General features: G+C 65.1%; 19 protein-coding genes. 12 read left to right on the forward strand and 7 right to left on the reverse strand.

Annotated elements, in window-relative coordinates:
- Positions 1-69: 69 nt before the first annotated feature.
- The 3 genes from G6N38_RS12200 (at position 70) to G6N38_RS12210 (ending at position 4,164) form a co-directional block, all read left to right on the forward strand.
- Positions 70-855, forward strand: coding sequence for an aldolase (locus tag G6N38_RS12200; RefSeq protein ID WP_163747758.1), 786 nt, complete (start codon positions 70-72; stop codon positions 853-855).
- A gap of 30 nt (positions 856-885) precedes the next feature.
- Entirely contained in the window at positions 886-1,773 is an 888-nt protein-coding gene (locus G6N38_RS12205) for a dihydrodipicolinate synthase family protein (protein ID WP_163747759.1), read from the forward strand.
- 111 nt (positions 1,774-1,884) lie between these two features.
- Positions 1,885-4,164, forward strand: coding sequence for a molybdopterin-dependent oxidoreductase (locus tag G6N38_RS12210; protein WP_407662968.1), 2,280 nt, complete (start codon positions 1,885-1,887; stop codon positions 4,162-4,164).
- Here G6N38_RS12210 and G6N38_RS12215 read toward each other — a convergent pair.
- Both G6N38_RS12215 and G6N38_RS12220 read right to left on the reverse strand, forming a co-directional pair.
- Positions 4,161-5,441, reverse strand: coding sequence for a glycoside hydrolase family 27 protein (locus tag G6N38_RS12215; protein WP_163747760.1), 1,281 nt, complete (start codon positions 5,439-5,441; stop codon positions 4,161-4,163). The two genes, G6N38_RS12210 and G6N38_RS12215, sit on opposite strands and share 4 nt — an antisense overlap.
- A complete protein-coding gene (locus tag G6N38_RS12220; RefSeq protein ID WP_163747761.1) occupies positions 5,408-5,719 on the reverse strand; it encodes an SDR family NAD(P)-dependent oxidoreductase in 312 nt (103 codons plus the stop codon). The genes G6N38_RS12215 and G6N38_RS12220 overlap by 34 nt, the downstream gene beginning before the upstream one ends.
- Positions 5,720-5,828: 109 nt before the next feature.
- Between G6N38_RS12220 and G6N38_RS12225 the strand changes: the two genes are divergently transcribed.
- The gene (locus tag G6N38_RS12225; protein ID WP_163747762.1) at positions 5,829-6,056 is read left to right on the forward strand and encodes an alpha/beta hydrolase; all 228 of its coding nucleotides are present in this window, start codon (positions 5,829-5,831) and stop codon (positions 6,054-6,056) included.
- Between the two features lie 55 nt (positions 6,057-6,111).
- Here G6N38_RS12225 and G6N38_RS12230 read toward each other — a convergent pair whose 3' ends face one another.
- Positions 6,112-6,777 (reverse strand): HAD family hydrolase, encoded by a 666-nt coding sequence (locus tag G6N38_RS12230; protein WP_163747763.1) that lies wholly within the window; start codon positions 6,775-6,777, stop codon positions 6,112-6,114.
- A gap of 241 nt (positions 6,778-7,018) precedes the next feature.
- Here G6N38_RS12230 and G6N38_RS12235 point away from each other — a divergent pair, with 241 nt between their 5' ends.
- Positions 7,019-7,741, forward strand: a complete 723-nt coding sequence (locus G6N38_RS12235; protein ID WP_163747764.1) for a class I SAM-dependent methyltransferase — start codon at positions 7,019-7,021, stop codon at positions 7,739-7,741.
- Between the two features lie 229 nt (positions 7,742-7,970).
- On the forward strand, positions 7,971-9,011 hold the full coding sequence (locus tag G6N38_RS12240; protein WP_163747765.1) for an NAD(P)/FAD-dependent oxidoreductase: 1,041 nt from the start codon (positions 7,971-7,973) through the stop codon (positions 9,009-9,011).
- A 50-nt stretch (positions 9,012-9,061) separates the two neighbouring features.
- On the opposite strand, the gene pip is transcribed toward G6N38_RS12240, so the two are convergent.
- The gene (gene pip / locus G6N38_RS12245) at positions 9,062-10,039 is read right to left on the reverse strand and encodes a prolyl aminopeptidase (RefSeq protein ID WP_163747766.1); all 978 of its coding nucleotides are present in this window, start codon (positions 10,037-10,039) and stop codon (positions 9,062-9,064) included.
- Positions 10,040-10,159: 120 nt separating this feature from the next.
- Here pip and G6N38_RS12250 point away from each other — a divergent pair, with 120 nt between their 5' ends.
- The 5 genes from G6N38_RS12250 to G6N38_RS12270 are packed head-to-tail and all read left to right on the forward strand — an operon-like array spanning position 10,160 to position 14,971.
- Entirely contained in the window at positions 10,160-12,070 is a 1,911-nt protein-coding gene (locus tag G6N38_RS12250) for an ArnT family glycosyltransferase (RefSeq protein ID WP_425563436.1), read from the forward strand.
- A gap of 11 nt (positions 12,071-12,081) precedes the next feature.
- Positions 12,082-12,843 (forward strand): SCO6745 family protein, encoded by a 762-nt coding sequence (locus G6N38_RS12255; protein ID WP_163747767.1) that lies wholly within the window; start codon positions 12,082-12,084, stop codon positions 12,841-12,843.
- A gap of 13 nt (positions 12,844-12,856) precedes the next feature.
- Complete coding sequence (locus G6N38_RS12260) at positions 12,857-13,249, forward strand: hypothetical protein (RefSeq protein ID WP_163747768.1); 393 nt, start codon at positions 12,857-12,859, stop codon at positions 13,247-13,249.
- The gene (locus G6N38_RS12265; protein ID WP_163747769.1) at positions 13,246-13,683 is read left to right on the forward strand and encodes an RDD family protein; all 438 of its coding nucleotides are present in this window, start codon (positions 13,246-13,248) and stop codon (positions 13,681-13,683) included. Before G6N38_RS12260 ends, G6N38_RS12265 begins: the two co-directional genes overlap by 4 nt.
- A gap of 28 nt (positions 13,684-13,711) precedes the next feature.
- Positions 13,712-14,971: a protein kinase domain-containing protein gene (locus G6N38_RS12270; protein WP_163747770.1), complete on the forward strand. Its 1,260-nt coding sequence runs from the start codon at positions 13,712-13,714 to the stop codon at positions 14,969-14,971.
- A 48-nt stretch (positions 14,972-15,019) separates the two neighbouring features.
- On the opposite strand, the gene G6N38_RS12275 is transcribed toward G6N38_RS12270, so the two are convergent.
- A complete protein-coding gene (locus tag G6N38_RS12275; RefSeq protein WP_163747771.1) occupies positions 15,020-15,487 on the reverse strand; it encodes a hypothetical protein in 468 nt (155 codons plus the stop codon).
- Positions 15,488-15,726: 239 nt separating this feature from the next.
- Here G6N38_RS12275 and G6N38_RS12280 point away from each other — a divergent pair, with 239 nt between their 5' ends.
- Positions 15,727-16,119 carry a hypothetical protein gene (locus G6N38_RS12280; RefSeq protein ID WP_163747772.1) on the forward strand — a complete coding sequence of 131 codons (393 nt, stop codon included), beginning with the start codon at positions 15,727-15,729 and terminating at the stop codon, positions 16,117-16,119.
- Here G6N38_RS12280 and G6N38_RS12285 read toward each other — a convergent pair.
- Both G6N38_RS12285 and G6N38_RS12290 read right to left on the reverse strand, forming a co-directional pair.
- Entirely contained in the window at positions 16,116-17,615 is a 1,500-nt protein-coding gene (locus tag G6N38_RS12285; RefSeq protein WP_163747773.1) for an APC family permease, read from the reverse strand. The genes G6N38_RS12280 and G6N38_RS12285 overlap by 4 nt on opposite strands.
- Before the next feature lie 66 nt (positions 17,616-17,681).
- The gene (locus G6N38_RS12290) at positions 17,682-18,374 is read right to left on the reverse strand and encodes a hypothetical protein (protein ID WP_163747774.1); all 693 of its coding nucleotides are present in this window, start codon (positions 18,372-18,374) and stop codon (positions 17,682-17,684) included.
- Between the last annotated feature and the right edge of the window lie 52 nt (positions 18,375-18,426).

Genomic DNA, 18,426 nt, shown 5'->3' on the forward strand with positions numbered 1-18,426 from the left:
GGATTGCCGCTATGACACAGTGTGTCCTATAGTGAACACAGTGTTTATTGCCGCGGAAGGAATCCGATCGTGACCAGCACTCTCAACGACTCGAAGCCCGACCTCATGCGCCGTGCGCTCGACGCGCTGTCGCAGCACGTCGCGGACTCTGGCCTGACCACCCGCCAGAAGGTGGCCCTGACGTGCCGCGCCTTGTTTGACGCCGGCCACGATTCTGGGCTGGCCGGGCAGATCACAGCCCGGGCGGAGGAGCCAGGTACCTATTACACCCAGCGACTGGGACTGGGCTTCGACGAGATCACCGAAGAGAACCTGCTGGTCGTCGACGAAGACCTCAACGTCCTGGAAGGTCAAGGAATGGCCAACCCGGCCAACCGCTTTCACTCGTGGATCTACCGGGGTAGACCCGACGTCAGCTGTGTCGTGCACACCCATCCCCTCCACGTCGCCGCGTTGTCCATGCTGGAGATTCCGCTTGCCGTCTCGCAGATGGACATTGCCCCGCTCTATGACGACTGCGCCTTTCTGGCCGACTGGCCGGGCGTGCCCGTCGGCAACGAGGAAGGGGAGATCATCACCGCAGCGCTCGGCGACAAGAAAGCTGTCCTGCTGGCTCACCATGGTCATGTCGTGGCCGGCGCTTCCGTCGAGGAGGCGTGCTCACTGGCGATGCTCATCGAACGCGCCGCCAGACTGCAGCTATTGGCGATGTCGGCCGGCACGATCGCCGAACTACCGCCTCGACTGGCGCGCGAGGCACATGACTGGACCCTGACTCCAAAGCGCAGTCAGGCCAACTTTGCCTACTACGCCCGCCAAGCCCTGCGTCGGCACCCCGACGCGCTGTCCTCCTGAACCCCTTACCAGAAAGGAACTTTCGACACTATGACCACATCTCCCGCCATCCACGGCATCATCGCCTACCCGGTCACCCCGTTCACCGCGGACGGTGACACGGTGGACACCGGCAAACTGGCCGCTCTGGTCGACGCACTCGTTGCCAGCGGGGTGCACGCGATCGCTCCGCTCGGCAGCACCGGCGAGACCGCATATCTCACGGAAGCCGAGTTCGACACCGTGGTGGACACCACCGTGGGCGTCGTCGACAAACGAGTGCCGGTCGTCGTCGGCGCCTCCGACCTGACGACTGTGAACACCATTCGCAGGGCCCGCCGGGCCGAAGCTGCTGGAGCCGATGCCGTGATGATCCTGCCGGTCTCGTACTGGAAACTGTCCGACCGCGAGATCAGCGGGCATTACGGTGCGATCGGCGCGGCCATCAATATCCCGATCATGGCGTACAACAATCCCGCCACCAGTGGCATCGATATGCGCCCCGAACTGCTCGTGCAGATGTTCGCCGACATCGACAACCTCACCATGGTGAAGGAATCGACGGGCGATCTCGGCCGCATGCTGCGCATCCAGGAGCTCTCCGGGGGTGCGCTGCCCTTTTATAACGGCAGTAATCCGTTGGTCCTCGATGCCCTCAGCGCCGGTGCGGCCGGTTGGTGCACCGCGGCACCGAACCTACGGCCCCAGCCGTGCCTGGACCTCTATGACGCCGTCCGCCGCGGCGACCGGCAGCAGGCCCAAGCCATCTACGACGAGCTGGCCCCGCTGCTGCGATTCATCGTCAGTGGCGGTCTCCCGACGACGGTGAAGGCGGGACTGGAGCTGCTCGGCCGAGGCGTCGGAGAGCCCCGGCTACCGTTGCTACCCCTCGAACCGGCTGAACGCACCGTATTGCGGGACATCCTGGCAACTGTCTAGTCCGGAGCCCAGGCCCGGACTGTCGACTTATCCCCAGGGTTTACTCACACCTGTGTAATTTCGGCCCATTGCGGCCCGATGTCAAAGTTGACGAAACTTCGGTCGCCCGATATGTCGGCGACATACCGTGGGGCGGTGACCACCGAGGACGTCGAACTGGCCCCCATTGGCCAGGACGGCCGCCACGTCTACACCTGCCCGCTGTGTGAGGCCATGTGCGGCTTGGAGATTCAGGTAGCCAACGGCCGCGTCGCCAGTATTCGGGGCAACCCCGAGGACGTCTGGAGCCGCGGGCACCTGTGTCCCAAGGGCGCGGCGCTGGGTGCCATCCATGACGACCCCGACCGGGTCCGTGCCCCGATGATCAAGGTCGACGGGCAGTGGCAGGAGGTCAGCTGGGATGCGGCGTTCCGGCGCTGCACCGAGCTGCTGGCACCGGTGATCGCCGAGCACGGCATCGGGGCGGTCACCTGCTACACCGGCAACCCGCTGGCGCACTCGTTCTCCCTGGGCCGCTACACCGGTGTGCTGCTGGGCATGTCGGGCATCCCGGTCAGCTACTCGCCCGGCACCGTCGACCAGTGGCCCAAGAACCTGTCGTCGCACCTGATGTACGGCAACTGGTGGGGCTTCCCGGTGCCCGATATCGAGCGCACCGACCTGCTGGTGGTGATGGGCGCCAACCCTGCGGCCTCGCAGGGCTCGTTGCTGGCCGCCCCGGACGTCATGGGCATCATCGGGCGCATCGACAATGTGATCGTCATCGACCCGGTGCGCACCGCGACCGCGGCCAAGGCCAGCGAATGGCTGCCGATCACTCCAGGCACCGACGCTGCCCTGCTGCTGGCGGTGGTGCACACCCTGTTCGACGAGGACCTGGTTCGGTTGGGCCGGTTGGCCGACCACATCGACGGTGTCGAGACGTTGCGGGAGGCTGCCGCCGACTGGACCCCGGAGCGGGTCGCACCGGTCACCGGTATCGATGCCGAGCGGATCAAAGGCCTGGCCCGCCAGCTCGCCGAGACCGAGAAGGCAGTGGTCTACGGACGAATTGGATTGTGCAATCAGGAGTTTGGCAGTTTGGCCAGTTGGCTGGTCGACGTCGTCAACATCCTCACCGGCCATTTCGACACCGCCGGCGGTGCGATGTTTCCCCGCCCCGCGGCGTGGACGGTCACCGCTCAGCCGCAGCCAGGCCTGGAGGGTGGGCTGCCCGAGTTCGGCCGCTGGCAGACCCGGGTGCGCGGCGCCAAGGAGGTGCTCGGCCAGGTGCCGGTGTCATGCCTGGCCGAGGAGATCGAGACTCCGGGCGAGGGCCAGATCCGGGCGTTGATCACGGTGGCGGGCAATCCGGTGCTGTCCACCCCGCAGGGCCATCGCCTCGACGAGCTGCTGCCCGGGCTCGACGCGATGATCTCGGTTGACCTGTGGCTCAACGAAACCACCCGGCACGCCGACGTCATCCTGCCGGGGCTTTCGCCGCTGGAACAGCCGCACCACGACGACTTGATCCTGATGTTCGCGATCAGCAGCATCGCCAACTACTCGGCACCGGTGTTTACTCCCGAGGACCCCGACCGGCCCGAGGAGTGGGAGATCCTGGTCCGGCTCACCGGCCTGTGCGCGGGCGTGCCTGCCGAGGACGTCGATGTTGCCGCCATCGACGACGGCTTCTTCGACTACCTGTGTTTCACCCAAGGACTCGACGGGGCGGAGATTCGCAACCACTACAGCACGACTGGTCCGGCGGGCGGTCCGGAACGCATTCTGGATTTGACACTGCGCACCGGGCCGTTCGGTGATCGCTACGGCGAGAACCCGGACGGGCTGAACCTGGACAAATTGAAACGGCAGCCCAACGGGGTCGATTTCGGGCCGATGGTGGCGCAGATCCCCGAGATCCTGAACACCGCCGAGAAGAAGATTCGACTGGCTCCGCAGTATCTGCTCGACGACGTTCCGCGACTGGCCCGCCGCATGGAGCGCGAACCCGACGAACTGGTGCTGGTCAGCCGGCGCCACCTGCGGTCGAACAACTCATGGCTGCACAATGTTTCGGCACTGATGAAGGGCCGTGACCGGTGCACGCTGCTCATGCATCCGAAGGATGCCGCCAGCCGCGGGGTGTCCGGCGGCGATACCGTCACCGTGCGGTCTTCGGCGGGGCGTATCGAGGTGCCGGTCGAGGTGACCGACGCGATCAAACCGGGTGTGGTGTCGATGCCACACGGCTGGGGGCACGGCAAGCCTGGCACCCGGATGTCGGTGGCCAACGGATCACCCGGCGTCAACACCAACATCCTGTCGCCGCCGACGTTCCTCGACGAACCCTCGGGCAACGGTGCCCTCAACGGGATTCCGGTGACTGTCGCCCCGGCCAACGCTGGTTAGCCGCAGCGCGGTTCGACCCGCACCACCACCGTCGCGTGCGGGGCAATCGGCCCCGCTCGAAGGTCACCGGTTGTGGTGCTGTCGGTGTGGGTCCACAGGTCGCGCACGCGGTAACACGCGGTCGGGGATAGCCCGATAGCTGCCGCGGTGGTCGCGATCGTGACCGGCTGCGAATCCGGGTTCACCATCGCGACGGCAACCGAGCCGTCGGCGAGCGGCTTGACCATGACCCGGCGGTCACCGGCGAGCGGGCGGCCCGCCAGAGCGAGCCCGTCCTGGTCGACGGCGATGATGTCGCGGTTGGTGAGAATGTCGCGGGTCTGCGCCGACATCGACCGAATATCATTGCCGGCCAACAATGGTGCGGCCATCATTGCCCACAGTGAGACGTGGGTGCGCTGTTCGTCGGCGGTCATGCTGGGCCCGACCTGACCCGCCAGGGTTTCGGCCATGCCAGGGTGGCTGTTCAGGAAATCCGGCCACGAGATCCCGGCGACCAGCATGTCGGGGTCGTTGAAATAGCCGGGCCGGCTGCGGCTGGCCAGCGGGATGGCCGCATCGAACTGCTCTTTCACTCCGAACACCGGGCCGTCCTGCCTGAATTGGCTGCGCCACAATGGAACCAGGTCAATGCTGTTGCGCGCCATGTCGGCAATGCCAGACCAGTCGTAGTCAGTCCTGGCGCCGGGATCGCCTGAGATATTGGGGTTGATGCTGTAGAAGATTGGTCTTCCCGTGGCGCGCAGTGCATCCCGCATGGTGCTGAATCTGTTGACCTCATCGGAGTGGTCGGTGTCGGTGCTGCACCAGTCGTACTTCAAGTAGTCCACGCCCCACCGCGCGAAGGTGGCCGCGTCGGCCGATTCGTGGCCTGCGCTCGCGTTCGCGATCCCGAGTCCACACAATTCGTAGCTCGGGCTCGCATACAGGCCCAGCAGCATTCCATGGTCGTGGGCATACGTCGCCACCGCGGCGATACCGCCGGGGAAGCGTGCCGGATCGGCCTGCAGGTTACCGTCCGCGTCACGGTGGCTGGCCGACCAGCCGTTGTCGAGGTTGACGTAGCGGTAGCCGGCGTCGCGCATCCCGGAGGACACCAGAGCGTCGATGGTCTGCTCGACGGTCTGTTCGCTCAGCGGGATACCGGAGTTCCACGAGTTCCACCCCATCGGGGGCGTGCGGGCCGACGTTGCCTCGGGGGCGGGCGCCGAGCCGCAGGCCGCGACGGTTGGGGCGACGAGAGCTAGGCAGCCGAGGATTGCCGAGAGTCGGCGCATAGCGCAAGAGTAGGGGGCGCTTCGCCGAAGTGCGCGTGGGCCCGGTTAATGACGCGTTCGGCCTGTTCGGGGTCGGTGATATCGGCGGCCACCAGGAAAACACGATCACTTCTGTGGCCGTGGCCAATTCGCACCAAGCTCCCCGCATGCCGGTCGACGGCCACCACCCGATAGCCGGCCGCGAGCAGCGCGCGGGCACGTGCGAACCCGTGGTCGGTCCCGGCTTCGGAGACCAGCACCACGGGACTGTCACTGGGGGAGTTCGACAGGGATGTCATGGTTTGAGTCAACGGTCTCGACATAAGTCGTCGCTATGTCGTGGCTGCGAAATGGCGATGATCTTCGCACCCGAGGGGCCAACTCAGCTGGTTGCCATGGTCGGTTCTCATGCCGCGGCTGCCTGACCCGGACTTCGGCAAGTTCGGCCACGGGGACGAGGACCAGTTTCGGGAGAAAGGCGTGTTGCCGGATCTGTGTGCGGCGGCCGTGACGGTGAATATCGGTTGCGCACCGCGGGTGTGCATCGGATATCACACGTGGCAGTTCGGGGCGCGGGCGTTCGCGGATTCACTGCCCTGGATCGCCGAACGCCTCGGTGTGTGCCGGCGTAGCTGAATTGGCGGCGTCCGCCGAGGCGTGGGGTTGGCAGAGCTGTCGTTCGTCGGTGTGATTACGGGCGGTGGGTGACGCCCTGCGCCCAGGCGACAAGAGCGGGGTCGTTGAGGGCGGCAGTGACGTAATCGCCGTCCAGTTGCTTTCCAGGCTGAGAAGGCACGGTGATCAGAAACGTGTGTGCTGCCCGGGCGGCCGCGACACCGGTCGACGAATCTTCCAGCGCTACACCGGTCATCGGGTCAGCGTTGAGCAAGGCGAACGCTTCCAGATACAGCTGCGGATCCGGCTTCGGGCGCTCCACCTCGTCGGCAGCGATCGACACGTCGAAGTACCCGGCGAGACCGGACGACTCCAACGCTGCGGTCAATATGGCACGTGGACTGTTGGTGGCCACAGCGATCGGAACCTTGTCACCGAGCAGTTCAAGAAGTGACCGTGCACCGGGCATGGGTTGTACATCGGCGGCGAGTTCGGCTTCCACCCGCGGCAGAAGCTCGGCCTCTAACTGGGGGCCCATCCCGGGACGACCAAAATACTCGGCGATGTTGTCACAGGCCGCAGCAAGAGTTCTGCCGATCAGCAGATCCTTCTGCTGCGGTCCGAAACCGAATCCATAGTCAGCGAACAATGCCGCTTCCGCCCGTGACCAGCACGTTTCGGTGTCGAGAAGCAGTCCGTCGCAATCGAAGACAATCGCGCTCACGCTCTGCGGCAGTGTCATAGCGCCCACAATATCGAGCACTTGCCGTCAAACTGATCACCGCGGCATCTCATCGCGGGCTTACATGATCAGTAAAGCCCTTGCCGGGCACCACGGCTCATCTCCTCAAGATTCTCGACCCGCCCAGAACCATCAAGGGGTGGCTGGTTGCGCTAACGGGCGCCTGACTGCGTCCGGCGCCTCAGGTGCAGCACGTCGTCTCGTCGCAATGGACACGGCGTTTCTTTGCCAGAATGGCGAGATGAGTGACGCCGTAGGACCCCATCCGCAATACGACGTATTCGCCGACGAGTTCCTCGATCACGCCCGAGACAATCTCTACAACGCCCACTACGACCGGCCAGCGTGCCTTTCGCTCTTGGGTGATGTTGTGGGGCTGACTGTGTTGGACGCGGCATGTGGTCCTGGTCTTTATGCCGAGGAGCTAGCGGCACGCGGCGCCGAGGTGATCGGCTTTGACCAGAGCCCGCGTATGGTCGAGTTGTCCGAGCAACGAGTTCCCTCAGGACGATTCCGCGCCCACGATCTCGCCGATCCCCTTGACTGGCTGCCCGATCAGTCCGTGGACCTCGTACTGTTCGCGTTGGCGCTGGAGTACGTCGATGACAGGACTCGCGCGCTGCGCGAGTTCCGGCGCGTGCTCCGTCCCGGAGGGGCGCTTGTCCTATCGCGGCAGCATCCCACCGGCGACTGGCTCCGTCATGGCGGGAGCTACTTCGACGTGCGGGTCATCGAAGAGATCTGGAGTCGCGGCTGGCGGGTTCGGTACTGGCTGGCTCCACTGGAGAAGACGTGCGAGGAACTGCACGAAGCCGGCTTCCTGATTGAGCAGCTCCGCGAACCGCGACCGACAGCGGAGGCGGCCGAGATCAACCGCGACGACTACGAGCGGCTGACACGCGAACCGACCGGATTCCTCGCCATCAGAGCGGTACCGGATCCGCGACGCCACCGGGCGAGTTAGCCCCAGCCCGTGTGATCACGAGCACCGATTGTGTACGCACAGCAGGCAAGAAGCGGGGCCGCGACAGCTGACCCGTAGCCAATCTGGCTTACCGGGAGCTAGAGCAGTCCGCTCGGCCAGCGCAAAATCTATCAAAGGCGTTCGCGCGCAATAGATACGGCTGTCCCAGCCGCACAGTGTCGGTAAAATTCGTCGTGCCCATTGGGGCGCCCGGGTATCGTCTTATTCCATGTCCCGGCCGAGTCATCGAGATGACGGCTCGGTCCTGGTGATTGGTGCCGGCATCGTCGGCGCGTCGATTGGGTACTACCTGGCTCGCGCTGGTCTGCGGGTCACGGTATTGGAGCGGGACTTCGCAGCAGGGGGCGTGACCGGAAGCTCTTTCGCCTGGGTCGGCCTTGCAAAGAGTTCCGCACAGACTTACTCCGATCCGTTTCGGCGGGGCGCCGCCGAGGAGTTTGGCCGTCTCGAACGTGAGCTCGCCGCGCCATTCGGTTTGCGCCGTGGCGGCGCGATCACGTGGGAGGACACGGAGGCGAAGACGCGAAGGTTCGTCGACGCTCATCGTGCACTCGGCCATCGGATCGAACTTCTCTCCGGGGAGCAGGTGCTTGCTCGTGAGCCGGGATTGCGCCACATCCCGTCGGTGGCCGCGTACGCGCCGGGCGACGCCGGTATCGATCCGACTGCGTTCGTCAGGGAACTCCTTCGTTGCGCCGAAGAGCACGGCGCCACAGTGCATTCCGGGCAGACTGCACTCTCGATGCTCACGGAAGGGGCGAGGGTTTGCGGTGTAGTTACTTCTGATGGGCCGGTCTACGGATCGACCATCGTGCTCGCCGCCGGCACTGCGATCCCCGGGCTCGCGGCGTCGGTCGGGCTCACCGTCGAGATCGATGCCTCGCCGTGCTGCCTGATCAGATGCTCTACGCCGTATCCCCTGGTGAAGGGGATCCTTTCGACTCCGGATTTTGAGATCAGGCAATTGGACAACACGACACTGATTGCGGCCGAGGATGTCCCGATTGGGTTCGGGGGAAACGCTCGCGAGCTCGCCGAGCCGACTCTGCGGGCGCTCCGTACGCAACTGGTTGGTGGTGAACAGGTCGACCTGGTCGATGCCGTGGTAGCTGACCGTCCGATACCCCGCGGTGACCGTCCGCTTCTGGGCTACGCAGAGGGGGTATCGGGGCTCTATCTGGCTGCGGCGCACCCTGCGATCATCCTGGCTGGAGCAATCGGGGCGCGCGTGGCCCAGGATCTCACCTGAAGAATGATCGGCTGTTCCAGCTGGGTCAGGATCTGAGCCGGCGCGCTTCTTTAGAAGCGAGACAGCGCTGGGTCGAACTGGGCGATGGCGTCGAGGACGGCGGCCCGCATTGCCGGACTGCCGGTGTGACCGGAGTCGTCAATGATCTTCAGTTCGGCGTCAGGCCAAGCCTGAGCGAGTTCCCACGCGGTGAGCAACGGGCCGGACAGATCGAGGCGGCCATGGATCAACACTCCGGGAATTCCCTTGAGGCGGTAAGCATCGCGCAACAGCTGCCCCTCTTCCAGCCATGCGCAGTGGGCGAAGTAGTGCGTACATATCCGGACAAACGCCAGCTTCGCCGCATCCGGTTTGGCGCTGTACTGGCCGGGGTTGCCGAGGTGTTCGTGCGCGATGACGGCATCCTCCCAAGCGCACCAGTCGCGAGCGGCCTGCTCTCGCACCGCGGGATCGGGGCTCTCCATCAGCCGCCGATAAGCATCGACGAGGTTGCCGTTGCGGTCTTGGTCGGGCACCCCAGCGCGGAACCGTTCCCATTCGATCGGCAACAACAGGCGTAGTCCGTGGTACAGCCAGTCGATCTCTTGTGGTCGTGTCATGGTGACCCCCACCAAGACAATGCCGATCACCCTTTCCGGGTGGCGTTCGGCGTAGGCGAGGATCAGGGTAGACGCCCACGATCCGCCGTAGAGCAGCCAACTGTCGACGCCGAGGTGCTCGCGCAGCGTTTCCATGTCCGCCAGCAGGTGTTCGGTGGTGTTGTGGGTCATATCGGTCGACGCATTGGTCGCACTGGGAATGCTGTCACCGCACCCACGCTGGTCGAACGACACGACCTGGAACACATCGGGATCAAAGCCCTTGTGGGCTCCGCGCGGCCTTCCAGATCCCGGGCCGCCGTGAACGACGAGCGCAGGCCGACCAACCGGGTTGCCTCGGACCTCCCAGTAGATACGGTTGCCGTCACCCACATCGAGGAGCCCGTGGTCATACACCTGCGGCTCGGGGAACAATCGCCGTCCAGACACAATCGATTACGCTAACGCAGACGGCCGATGAGATCTCACCGCCAACTCCGATGAGACCGCACACGGTTCATAGCCAGCTCAAAAGTCCTACCCAGCTCGGACCGGAGTCCAGCGGTCCTAATGGGTGACATGGCCACAACTCTTTCCATGCCAGGCGCCCCGGTTCCTGGTGTGGATTCGCAGGTCACCGGCCGGTTCGGGTTGTCCAGCACGGCCTGGCGTCGAATTGCGCTCGGCGCGTTGCTATTGGCCACCGCGATCACCTATCTGTGGAACATCACGATCAATGGGATGGGCAACGGTTTCTATGCCGGTGCGGCACAGGCTGGTTCGAAGAACTGGGAGGCGCTGCTGTTCGGGTCGGTCGATCCGGACAACTTCATCACCGTGGACAAACCGCCGGTCTCCCAATGGGTGATGGGCTTGTCCGGCCAGATCTTCGGGTTCAGCAGCGCCAGCATGCTGATACCGGAAGCGCTGATGGCGGTGGGTGCGGTGGCACTGCTCTACGGCGCGGTACGCCGGATCTCAGGGACCGGAGCTGCCTTGTTCGCCGGCGCGGCGTTCGCACTGACTCCGGTGGTGGCGTTGATGTTCCGCTACAACAACCCCGACGCGGTCATGGTTCTACTCATGATGTTCGGTGCCTACTGCAGTGTCCGGGCGATGGAACGGGCCAGCGCCAAGTGGCTGATGTTGGCTGGCGCCGCCCTGGGTTTCGCCTTCCTGGCCAAAATGCTTGAAGGACTGATGGTCGCACCGGCGATCGGCCTGGCTTACCTCCTCATCGCACCGACAACGTTGCGCCGCCGGCTGGTTCATCTGGTGGCGGCGCTCGGCACCTTCCTGTTGTCGTCGGGCTGGTTCGTCGCGCTGACACTGTTGTGGCCCGCGTCGTCCCGGCCGTATCTGGCGGGCTCGACGGACAACAACTTCATGAATCTGGTCATCGGCTACAACGGCCTGGCAAGAATTCTCGGGCGCAACCAAAGCGACGGGCCCGCGAAAGGCACCGGCCCGCCTGCTGGGTTCGACCAGCACGGCGACTTCGGTGGCTTCGGTCGGCAGAATCCCGGCCTCACCAGACTTTTCACCGGTGAGTTCGGGTTCGAGATGGGCTGGCTGCTTCCTGCGGCGCTGCTCGGACTGGTGTTCGTCCTGGTAGTGCGCGCCCGTGCACCGCGAACCGACCTGATTCGGGGCGGGGCCGTGCTGTTCGGCGGCTGGCTGCTGGTCGACGGACTCGTCTTGAGCTTCATGAAGGGGATGGTCCACCCGTACTACTGCCTGTCGGTGGTTCCGGCGATGGTCGCGCTGGTCGCGATCGGGGGTCGCGAGATGTGGCGTGGCCGCGACCGCATCTACGGCCGAATCAGTTTATTTGCAATGATTTTGATGACCGGTGTGTGGAGCTGGTGGCTGCTGGACCGTAACGCGGACTGGGTGCCCGCGTTGCGTTGGGCGATTCTCGCCGTGACAGTCGTCGCGTCCGTCGTGCTGCTGCTGGCGCTGAGCACCCGCCGGTGTCGACTGGCGGCGGCGGCTCTGGTCCTCGGTGTCCTCGCCGGGGGAACCGGTTCGGCCGCATATGCATTCGCGACCATAGGCCAGTCGCATGACGGCGGCGGAGCCCAGGTCGGGCCCGCGCAGCCGGTGCGCAATGGCGCTTCGGGGCATGGCCGGCAGGACCAGGATGGGGACAACGCCCAGCTCGACGGCCTCCTGGAAGCCACCGACACGAAATGGTCGGCAGCGGTGAACGGATCGTCCGCGGCGGCCGGTCTCGAGTTGGCGACCAATACCTCGGTGATGGCGATCGGCGGATTCGGGGGAAGCGACCCGGTTCCCTCGTTGACCCAGTTCCAGGCCGACGTCGCCAACCACCAGATTGGCTACTACATCGCGCCGGGCAATCAGGGTGGGCCTGGCCGCGGTAACCAGCACGCCGATATCACCGCGTGGGTGGCGGCCAACTTCGCTGCCAAGACCGTCGGATCCGACACGGTGTACGACCTGGGTACCAGTCCGTAAGCTCAGCCACCATGAGCGATATCGACGCGATCCGCGCCGCCGGTGCGGCTATCGGCGAAGCCATCAGTGTCTTCATGCTGAACCCGGACACCTTCGAGAAGAGCCTGGCGGCCGGTTACCCCGACCCGTTCGCGGCGTACTTCGCCGGCCGCGGAGGCGTCCTGGGCGATGCCACCGGTACCACGGTCAACGCGGTGTTCGCGGTCTTCGAACCGAACCTCGCGCGGTCGTGCTGGGAAAAGGGCGTCGCCGTGCACGACGCGTCGGAGAGTTGCCGCCTGTATTGGGATCAGCTCGCCAACTTCGGGCGGACGTTCCTGGCGGGTGCCGAGGGATTGGACCGGATTGCCGCGCTGGGCGAGAAGGTGATCGAGCAGGCCCCCGAACCCGGCTTGCCGCTCTACGCGGGATGGCGAGCCATGCCGCTGGCCGATGACGCTGCCGCGAGGGCGCTGCAGGTGATGTTCGTACTCCGCGAACTGCGGGCCGCGGTGCATTTCAATGCCCTCACGATCTCGGGCTTGACTCCCGTGGAGGCGCACATCCTCAATCATGGGACCGATTACGCCGCATTCATGGGTTGGCAGCCGCCGTTCGTCGACGCGGCGGACAAGAAAGCCGTCTACGACGACGTCGAAGACGTCACCAACCGGCGGATGGCGCAGATCTTCGGATCCGCGCTAACCGCTGCCGAGGCCGACGAACTGGCCCGGTTGAGCGTTGCCGTCCTGGCGTCGCTGAAGGCGAGCGCGCCGCCGCCCGTGGGCGCCTGACTACGATTCCCTCGTGTTCTGGGAACGACTTCCGCTGATCGGCGGGCCGCTGCGGGCCACGCGGGTGGAAGCCACCCGGGCCGGTGTCGCGGTGCTCACCAGGATCGCTGAGCTGGTCATCGAGCAGATCGACCTGACGGCTCTGGTCCGCGACAGCGTCGACATCGACGCGATCGTGACCGATGTCGATATCGATGCGATCATCGCGCGTATCGATCTGATCGGGCTGGCCGACCAGATCATCGACGGAGTCGATCTGCCCGCGATCATCCGCGAGTCCACCGGAACCGTTACCGCCGAGGTGATCACGGATGTGCGCTCCCAAACCGCACGGGCCGACGACATGATCTCCGGCTTCGTCGACCGGATGCTCGGCCGGGAACCGGGCACTCAGGAACCCCAGTGACCAACGCCGGCATCGTGTCCCGAGGCCTGGCCGCCCTCGTCGATATCCTCGTCGTCGTCGTCACGATGGGTGCTCTCTATCTTGCGTTGGCGCTGACGACGCTGATCCTGAACCCGGCGTCGTTCCGTTTTCCCGCGCCGAACCTGATCTTCTCGACCACGGTGACGCTGGCGGTGTCGGTGCTCTACCTGACAGGGTGCTGGACGCTGTCCGGTCGGACGGTGGGCACTGTCCTGTTGGGCATTCGTGTCGTGGACCGGCAGGCCAACCGCCTGCGGATTGCTGTCGCGGCGTTGCGGGCGGTGACGTGTGTGTTGTTCCCGGTCGGGCTGCTGTGGGTGGCCGTCGACCGGCAGCGCCGGTCGGCGCAGGACATCGTGCTGGGCAGCCGGGTGGTTTACGACCGTCCCACCCCCGGCGCTCCGGTTCGATAATCGACACCCTGCCCTTTAAGATGCCCCAATGCCGTTAGCTGACGGCCAGGTTGTTGCTGGTTACACCATCCTGCGGACACTGGGGGCCGGAGGTATGGGTGAGGTGTACCTCGTCCAGCACCCCCGGCTGCCGCGATATGACGCGCTCAAAGTGCTCGGATCCGCGGTCAGCTCCGACGAGGAGTATCGGCAGCGGTTCATCCTCGAGGCCGACATGGTGGCGACGCTGTCGAACCCACACATCGTGACGATTTATGACCGCGGCGAGTTCGACGACAAGCTCTGGATCGCGATGGAGTACGTCGACGGAACCGACGCCTCCCGGCTGCTAGCCGAGCGCTATCCGTACGGGATGCCGCCCGACGAGGTGGTCCGCGTCATTTCCGGGATCGCCGATGCGCTCGACTACGCGCACGGTCACGGCCTGCTGCATCGCGATGTCAAGCCGGCCAACATCCTGCTTGGCGTTCCCGGCTCGGGCGACCAACGCGTCATGCTGGCCGACTTCGGCATCGCCCGCTGGATGGGCCAGACGAGCCAGTTGACCGGGACCAACATGACGGTCGGCACCGTCGCTTACGCCGCCCCCGAGCAGCTCAAGGGCGAGGACGTCGACGGCCAGGCAGACCAGTACGCGCTAGCCGCCACCGCCTATCACCTCCTGACCGGCATGCCGCCGTTCACGCACACCAATCCAGCGATCGTGATCAGTCAGCACTTGAGTTCCGATCCACCCGCTATTGGCGCCAAGCGGCCCGAGTTAGCCTGCCTGAGTGCGGTTTTCGCCAAGGCACTGGCCAAGGATGCCGGCAAGCGCTACAGGCGGTGCGGCGACTTTGCGCGAGCGTTGCAGCAGGGCCTGGGCACCGCCGAACGGGAACACCACGCGAGCGACGTGACCAGCCAGGCACTTGCGGTCAAGGCCGCGCGTGGTGCCCGGCACGCCAAACCGGAGGCGACGCCCTCACGCCGCCGGCTGCTGATCCCGGCCATCCTGGGAGCTGTCGTCATCATCGTCGGCGCGGCTGCGGGGATTTCGCTTCTGTTCGGCCACCGCGATGTGAGCAACACGGCGACCATCCAGGCACCGCGGACAGCATCGCCGCCGCCCGCCGTCTCGGGCCGGATGGACCTGCCAGTGGTGGTGATCGGCGCGAACTGCGCTGTGATGGGCGCGGCGGCCGTCAGCGAGAAGGGTGCGCCAGCCTACTGTGCGCACACGACCGCGGGGGCCGCAACCACCGTCTGGTCGCTACAGCCGGAGAAGCTGAGGGTCGGCGCCGGCTAGCAGGTCCCGTTCTGCACTGCAACGCGGGCCTGCTCAGTGTCCGAGTGGTTACAGCGGGATCCACTGTCCCAGGAACCAGAATCCCCAGCCGATACCGTTGCCGGCCGGCATTGGCTGCACCCACTGACCGTTCCAGTTGAACGGCTGGTGATCCTGGCGTGCCTGGTCGACGTTGCGGTGTTGCCAGTCGGCCGGTCCGTTGTTCCAGTTGTTGTTGGGCCCGTTGTCGGGACCGTTGTCGGGACCGTTGTGCCAGTCGTTGTTGTTGGGCCCGTTGTTGGGACCGTTGTTGGGACCGTTGTTGGGACCGTTGTTCGGCCCGTTGTTGGGACCGTTGTGCCAGCCGTTGTTGTTGGGACCGTTGTTGGGCCCGTTGTTGGGTCCCTGGCACTGTTGTTGCCCAGGCCCACCGCAGCCAGGATCGGCGCTGGCGGTGCCGATCCCCAGCCCGAACAGTCCAGCGGCACCGATGCTGGCGGCTGCTGTCGAGGCGAGCACCATGCGTTTGAGGTTCATCGTCTTCTCCGTTTCATTGCCCAATGCCTTTCGTTCATGACGTTATGGGCCGCCGATTTGTGCCAGCTGTGACGCGGGTGGGCGCGGCCTGGGGGAGTCGTAACGTATCGAAAACGATTCAATCTCAACGAATTTGCCCTATTCTCAGGGGCTGAAGAGTTTATTGACAGCGGACTATACGAACCTGCGCCGTTGTGGCGCAGCGAATTTCCGCGCGTCAATAATTGATCATGTCCGTTGTGAACACACGCAGGGGCTTGTTGTTGGCGTCCTTCTCGGCGCTGGTGGTGCTGGCCGCGGTGGCATGCGGCTCCAAGGGGACGACGGCGCCGTCAACCGTCACCGTCACCTCGACGCCGACAACCACAACCACAACCACTACGGCGACTCATCACCAGTACAACTCCGGCTCAGGGGGCAGTCAGCCGCAACCGCAGCAGACGATCGTCGAGACCCAGGCGCCGCAGACCATCGTGCAGACCCAGGATCCACCGACCGTCACCAACACCGAAACGGCAACGCAGACTGAAACATCGATCGCGACGTCAGTTCAGACCTCCACCCAGACCGTTACGGTGGAGCCCAATCACCAGTTCGGGCCCAATGGTTTCGGCAACCGGAACGGCGGTTAGGTCCGTTCCCTCGGCAGGGTCTCACCGCGGAAGAAGGCCGGAGCCTTGAGATTCCACACGATCATCACTACGACGCCGAATGCCAGGCTGAGCACGCCAACGACGAAGGCCGTGCCGATGCCGAGGATGGATCCTTCGGAACCGGAAGTCGGATTCGCCATCTGGTACGCCTCGATGACGCCCACCGGAATCAGAACCAGCGCGCCGATACCGGGCAGGATCACCTGTCCCATCGCCGTGCGCCATGATCGAAAAGCGGTGCGCCAGAAATACACCACCGAGGAGATCGCCACCACGGAGTAGTAGGTCATGATCGCGATCCCCACGCTGTACACCGAATCCGCCACCACACTGTCGCTGACCACATCCAGCGCGCAGTAGATCGCCAGACTGGTCAGGCCGATGACCCAGGTCGCAAACTTCGGCGTCGAGGTCACCTCGCTCACCGACGCGAACCGATCCGGTATTGCCTTGTAGGTCGCCATCGACAGCAACCCGCGGGCTGTCGGCATGACGGTGGACATCGTCGCCGAGAACGCGGACAACCCAACGACCAGCGCCGCGATCATCGCGCCGCGCTCGCCGATGGACTGGGTGGCCAGCGTGGTGAAGACGTCGTCGACGTTGGCTTCGTTCGTCAGGCTCGTCGGGCTGTTCGGGTCGATGCCCGCGAATGCCAGTGCGGCCACGCTGAAGATCACGTAGGTGGCGACGGTGATCAGGATCGCCGTCACCCCGCTGCGACCGGCCTGCGCTGACGTCCCCGAGGTCTCCTCGGACATCGCCAGTGAGGCGTCGAAGCCCCAGAAGATGAAGATGGCCACCAGGAATCCGCCGAGCAGTCCGCTGAAGTCATGGATTGCGAACGGGTTGAACCACTCCCAGGAGAACGACTCCACATCCGGACTCTGCTGACCGCGGAAGACGGCGACGAGCATGATGACCGCGAACAGGATCAGCCCGCCGTATTGGACGATCGTCAGAATCAGCGTCGTGCGCGACGATTCCTCCGCGCCGCGGGCGACCAGCCACGTCGTCAGCAGGATGAAGATCGTGGCGACGATGATGTCGAACCACACCGGCGAGCTGTCCATCCCGAGCCAGACGGCGGTGGCATTGGTGAGGATGCCCGCGGCGCCGACGCCGGCCAGGATGCTCGACAACACCAGAGCGAAACCGCCCATCCAGCCGATGTGCGGTGCGATTGCCTTGGCGCCCCAGGTGAATACGGTCCCGGCATCCGGGGCGGCGTCGGTGAGGTGTTTGTAGGCCAGCGCCACGAAGTACATCGGGATGACCGCGATGATGAAGACGATCGGCAGCTGATAGCCCGATTCCTCCGCGCCATGCCCGAGCGCACCCGTCAGGGAATAGGCGGGCGCAGTGGCCGCCAACCCGATCGCTACCGCCCCGACCAGGGAGACCGACCCCTTCTTCAGCCCTTTGGATCGCAGGCCATGCATCAAGGGGTCGACGATCGCCGCGTCTTCAGCCATGCGCGGATTCTGCCATCCGGCATCGCCGACAAACGTGGTTACGGCCCGATCCGGACCGCCATCTGGTCAGTGCCGTGCGACTCGATTCGTAGCGGTGACCCGCCCGCTGCCGCTACCGGCTCTGGCCGGGACCGAACGCTGTTGGGGGAGTGCCGCTTTGCTCGACGTCGAGGCTGATGGCTTCACGATCTGGCGGCTGGACCGTGAGCTTGGCTGAGTCGAGCGGTGCGACGTGGCAGTTGCCTTTCCGCCGGCGGCGGCCGGGCGGATAGATGCGGCCGGCGTCACTGCGGAAAAAACGCCTTGCACCAATCTCTCGACGGCAAAAACCGCACCTACGATAGCGCCGATCGGGGCACCCACTAGTGCGCCGACGAGAGCACCGACCGAGATGAGCGGTGTAAGTGCCGATTGCGCCACCGGTATCCGGTAGATCACGCTGGCGGCTATCTGACCGCCGACAAGGAAACCGAGGAAGAGTCCGGCGCTGACGCCGGCTGCCACCTGACTGATCGCCGTCGTGAAGAGGTTGCCGATCGCCAGCGGGCTGGCAGATGCCGCGACAGTGGTCTCGGGGCGCTGACTGGCCAGGGCCTGGGGTAGTGCAACCAGCTGAACGACCTGGGTGGAGATCCGGGCGCCCGTCAACTCCGCGGCCGGATTCGGCGGCGCCACCACGGGGGTGGCCGCGATGACTACGCCTGTGGCGACTACCGCCACCATGCGGAACAACGGCTGGCAGTGCGAGTCCTGGTTCATGGTCCCAAGGTGACACCACTAGCCCGCTGTGAAGTCAGTAGCGTGCTACTGC

The sequence above is a fragment of the Mycolicibacterium helvum genome (assembly GCF_010731895.1).
Taxonomy (GTDB): Bacteria; Actinomycetota; Actinomycetes; order Mycobacteriales; family Mycobacteriaceae; genus Mycobacterium; species Mycobacterium helvum.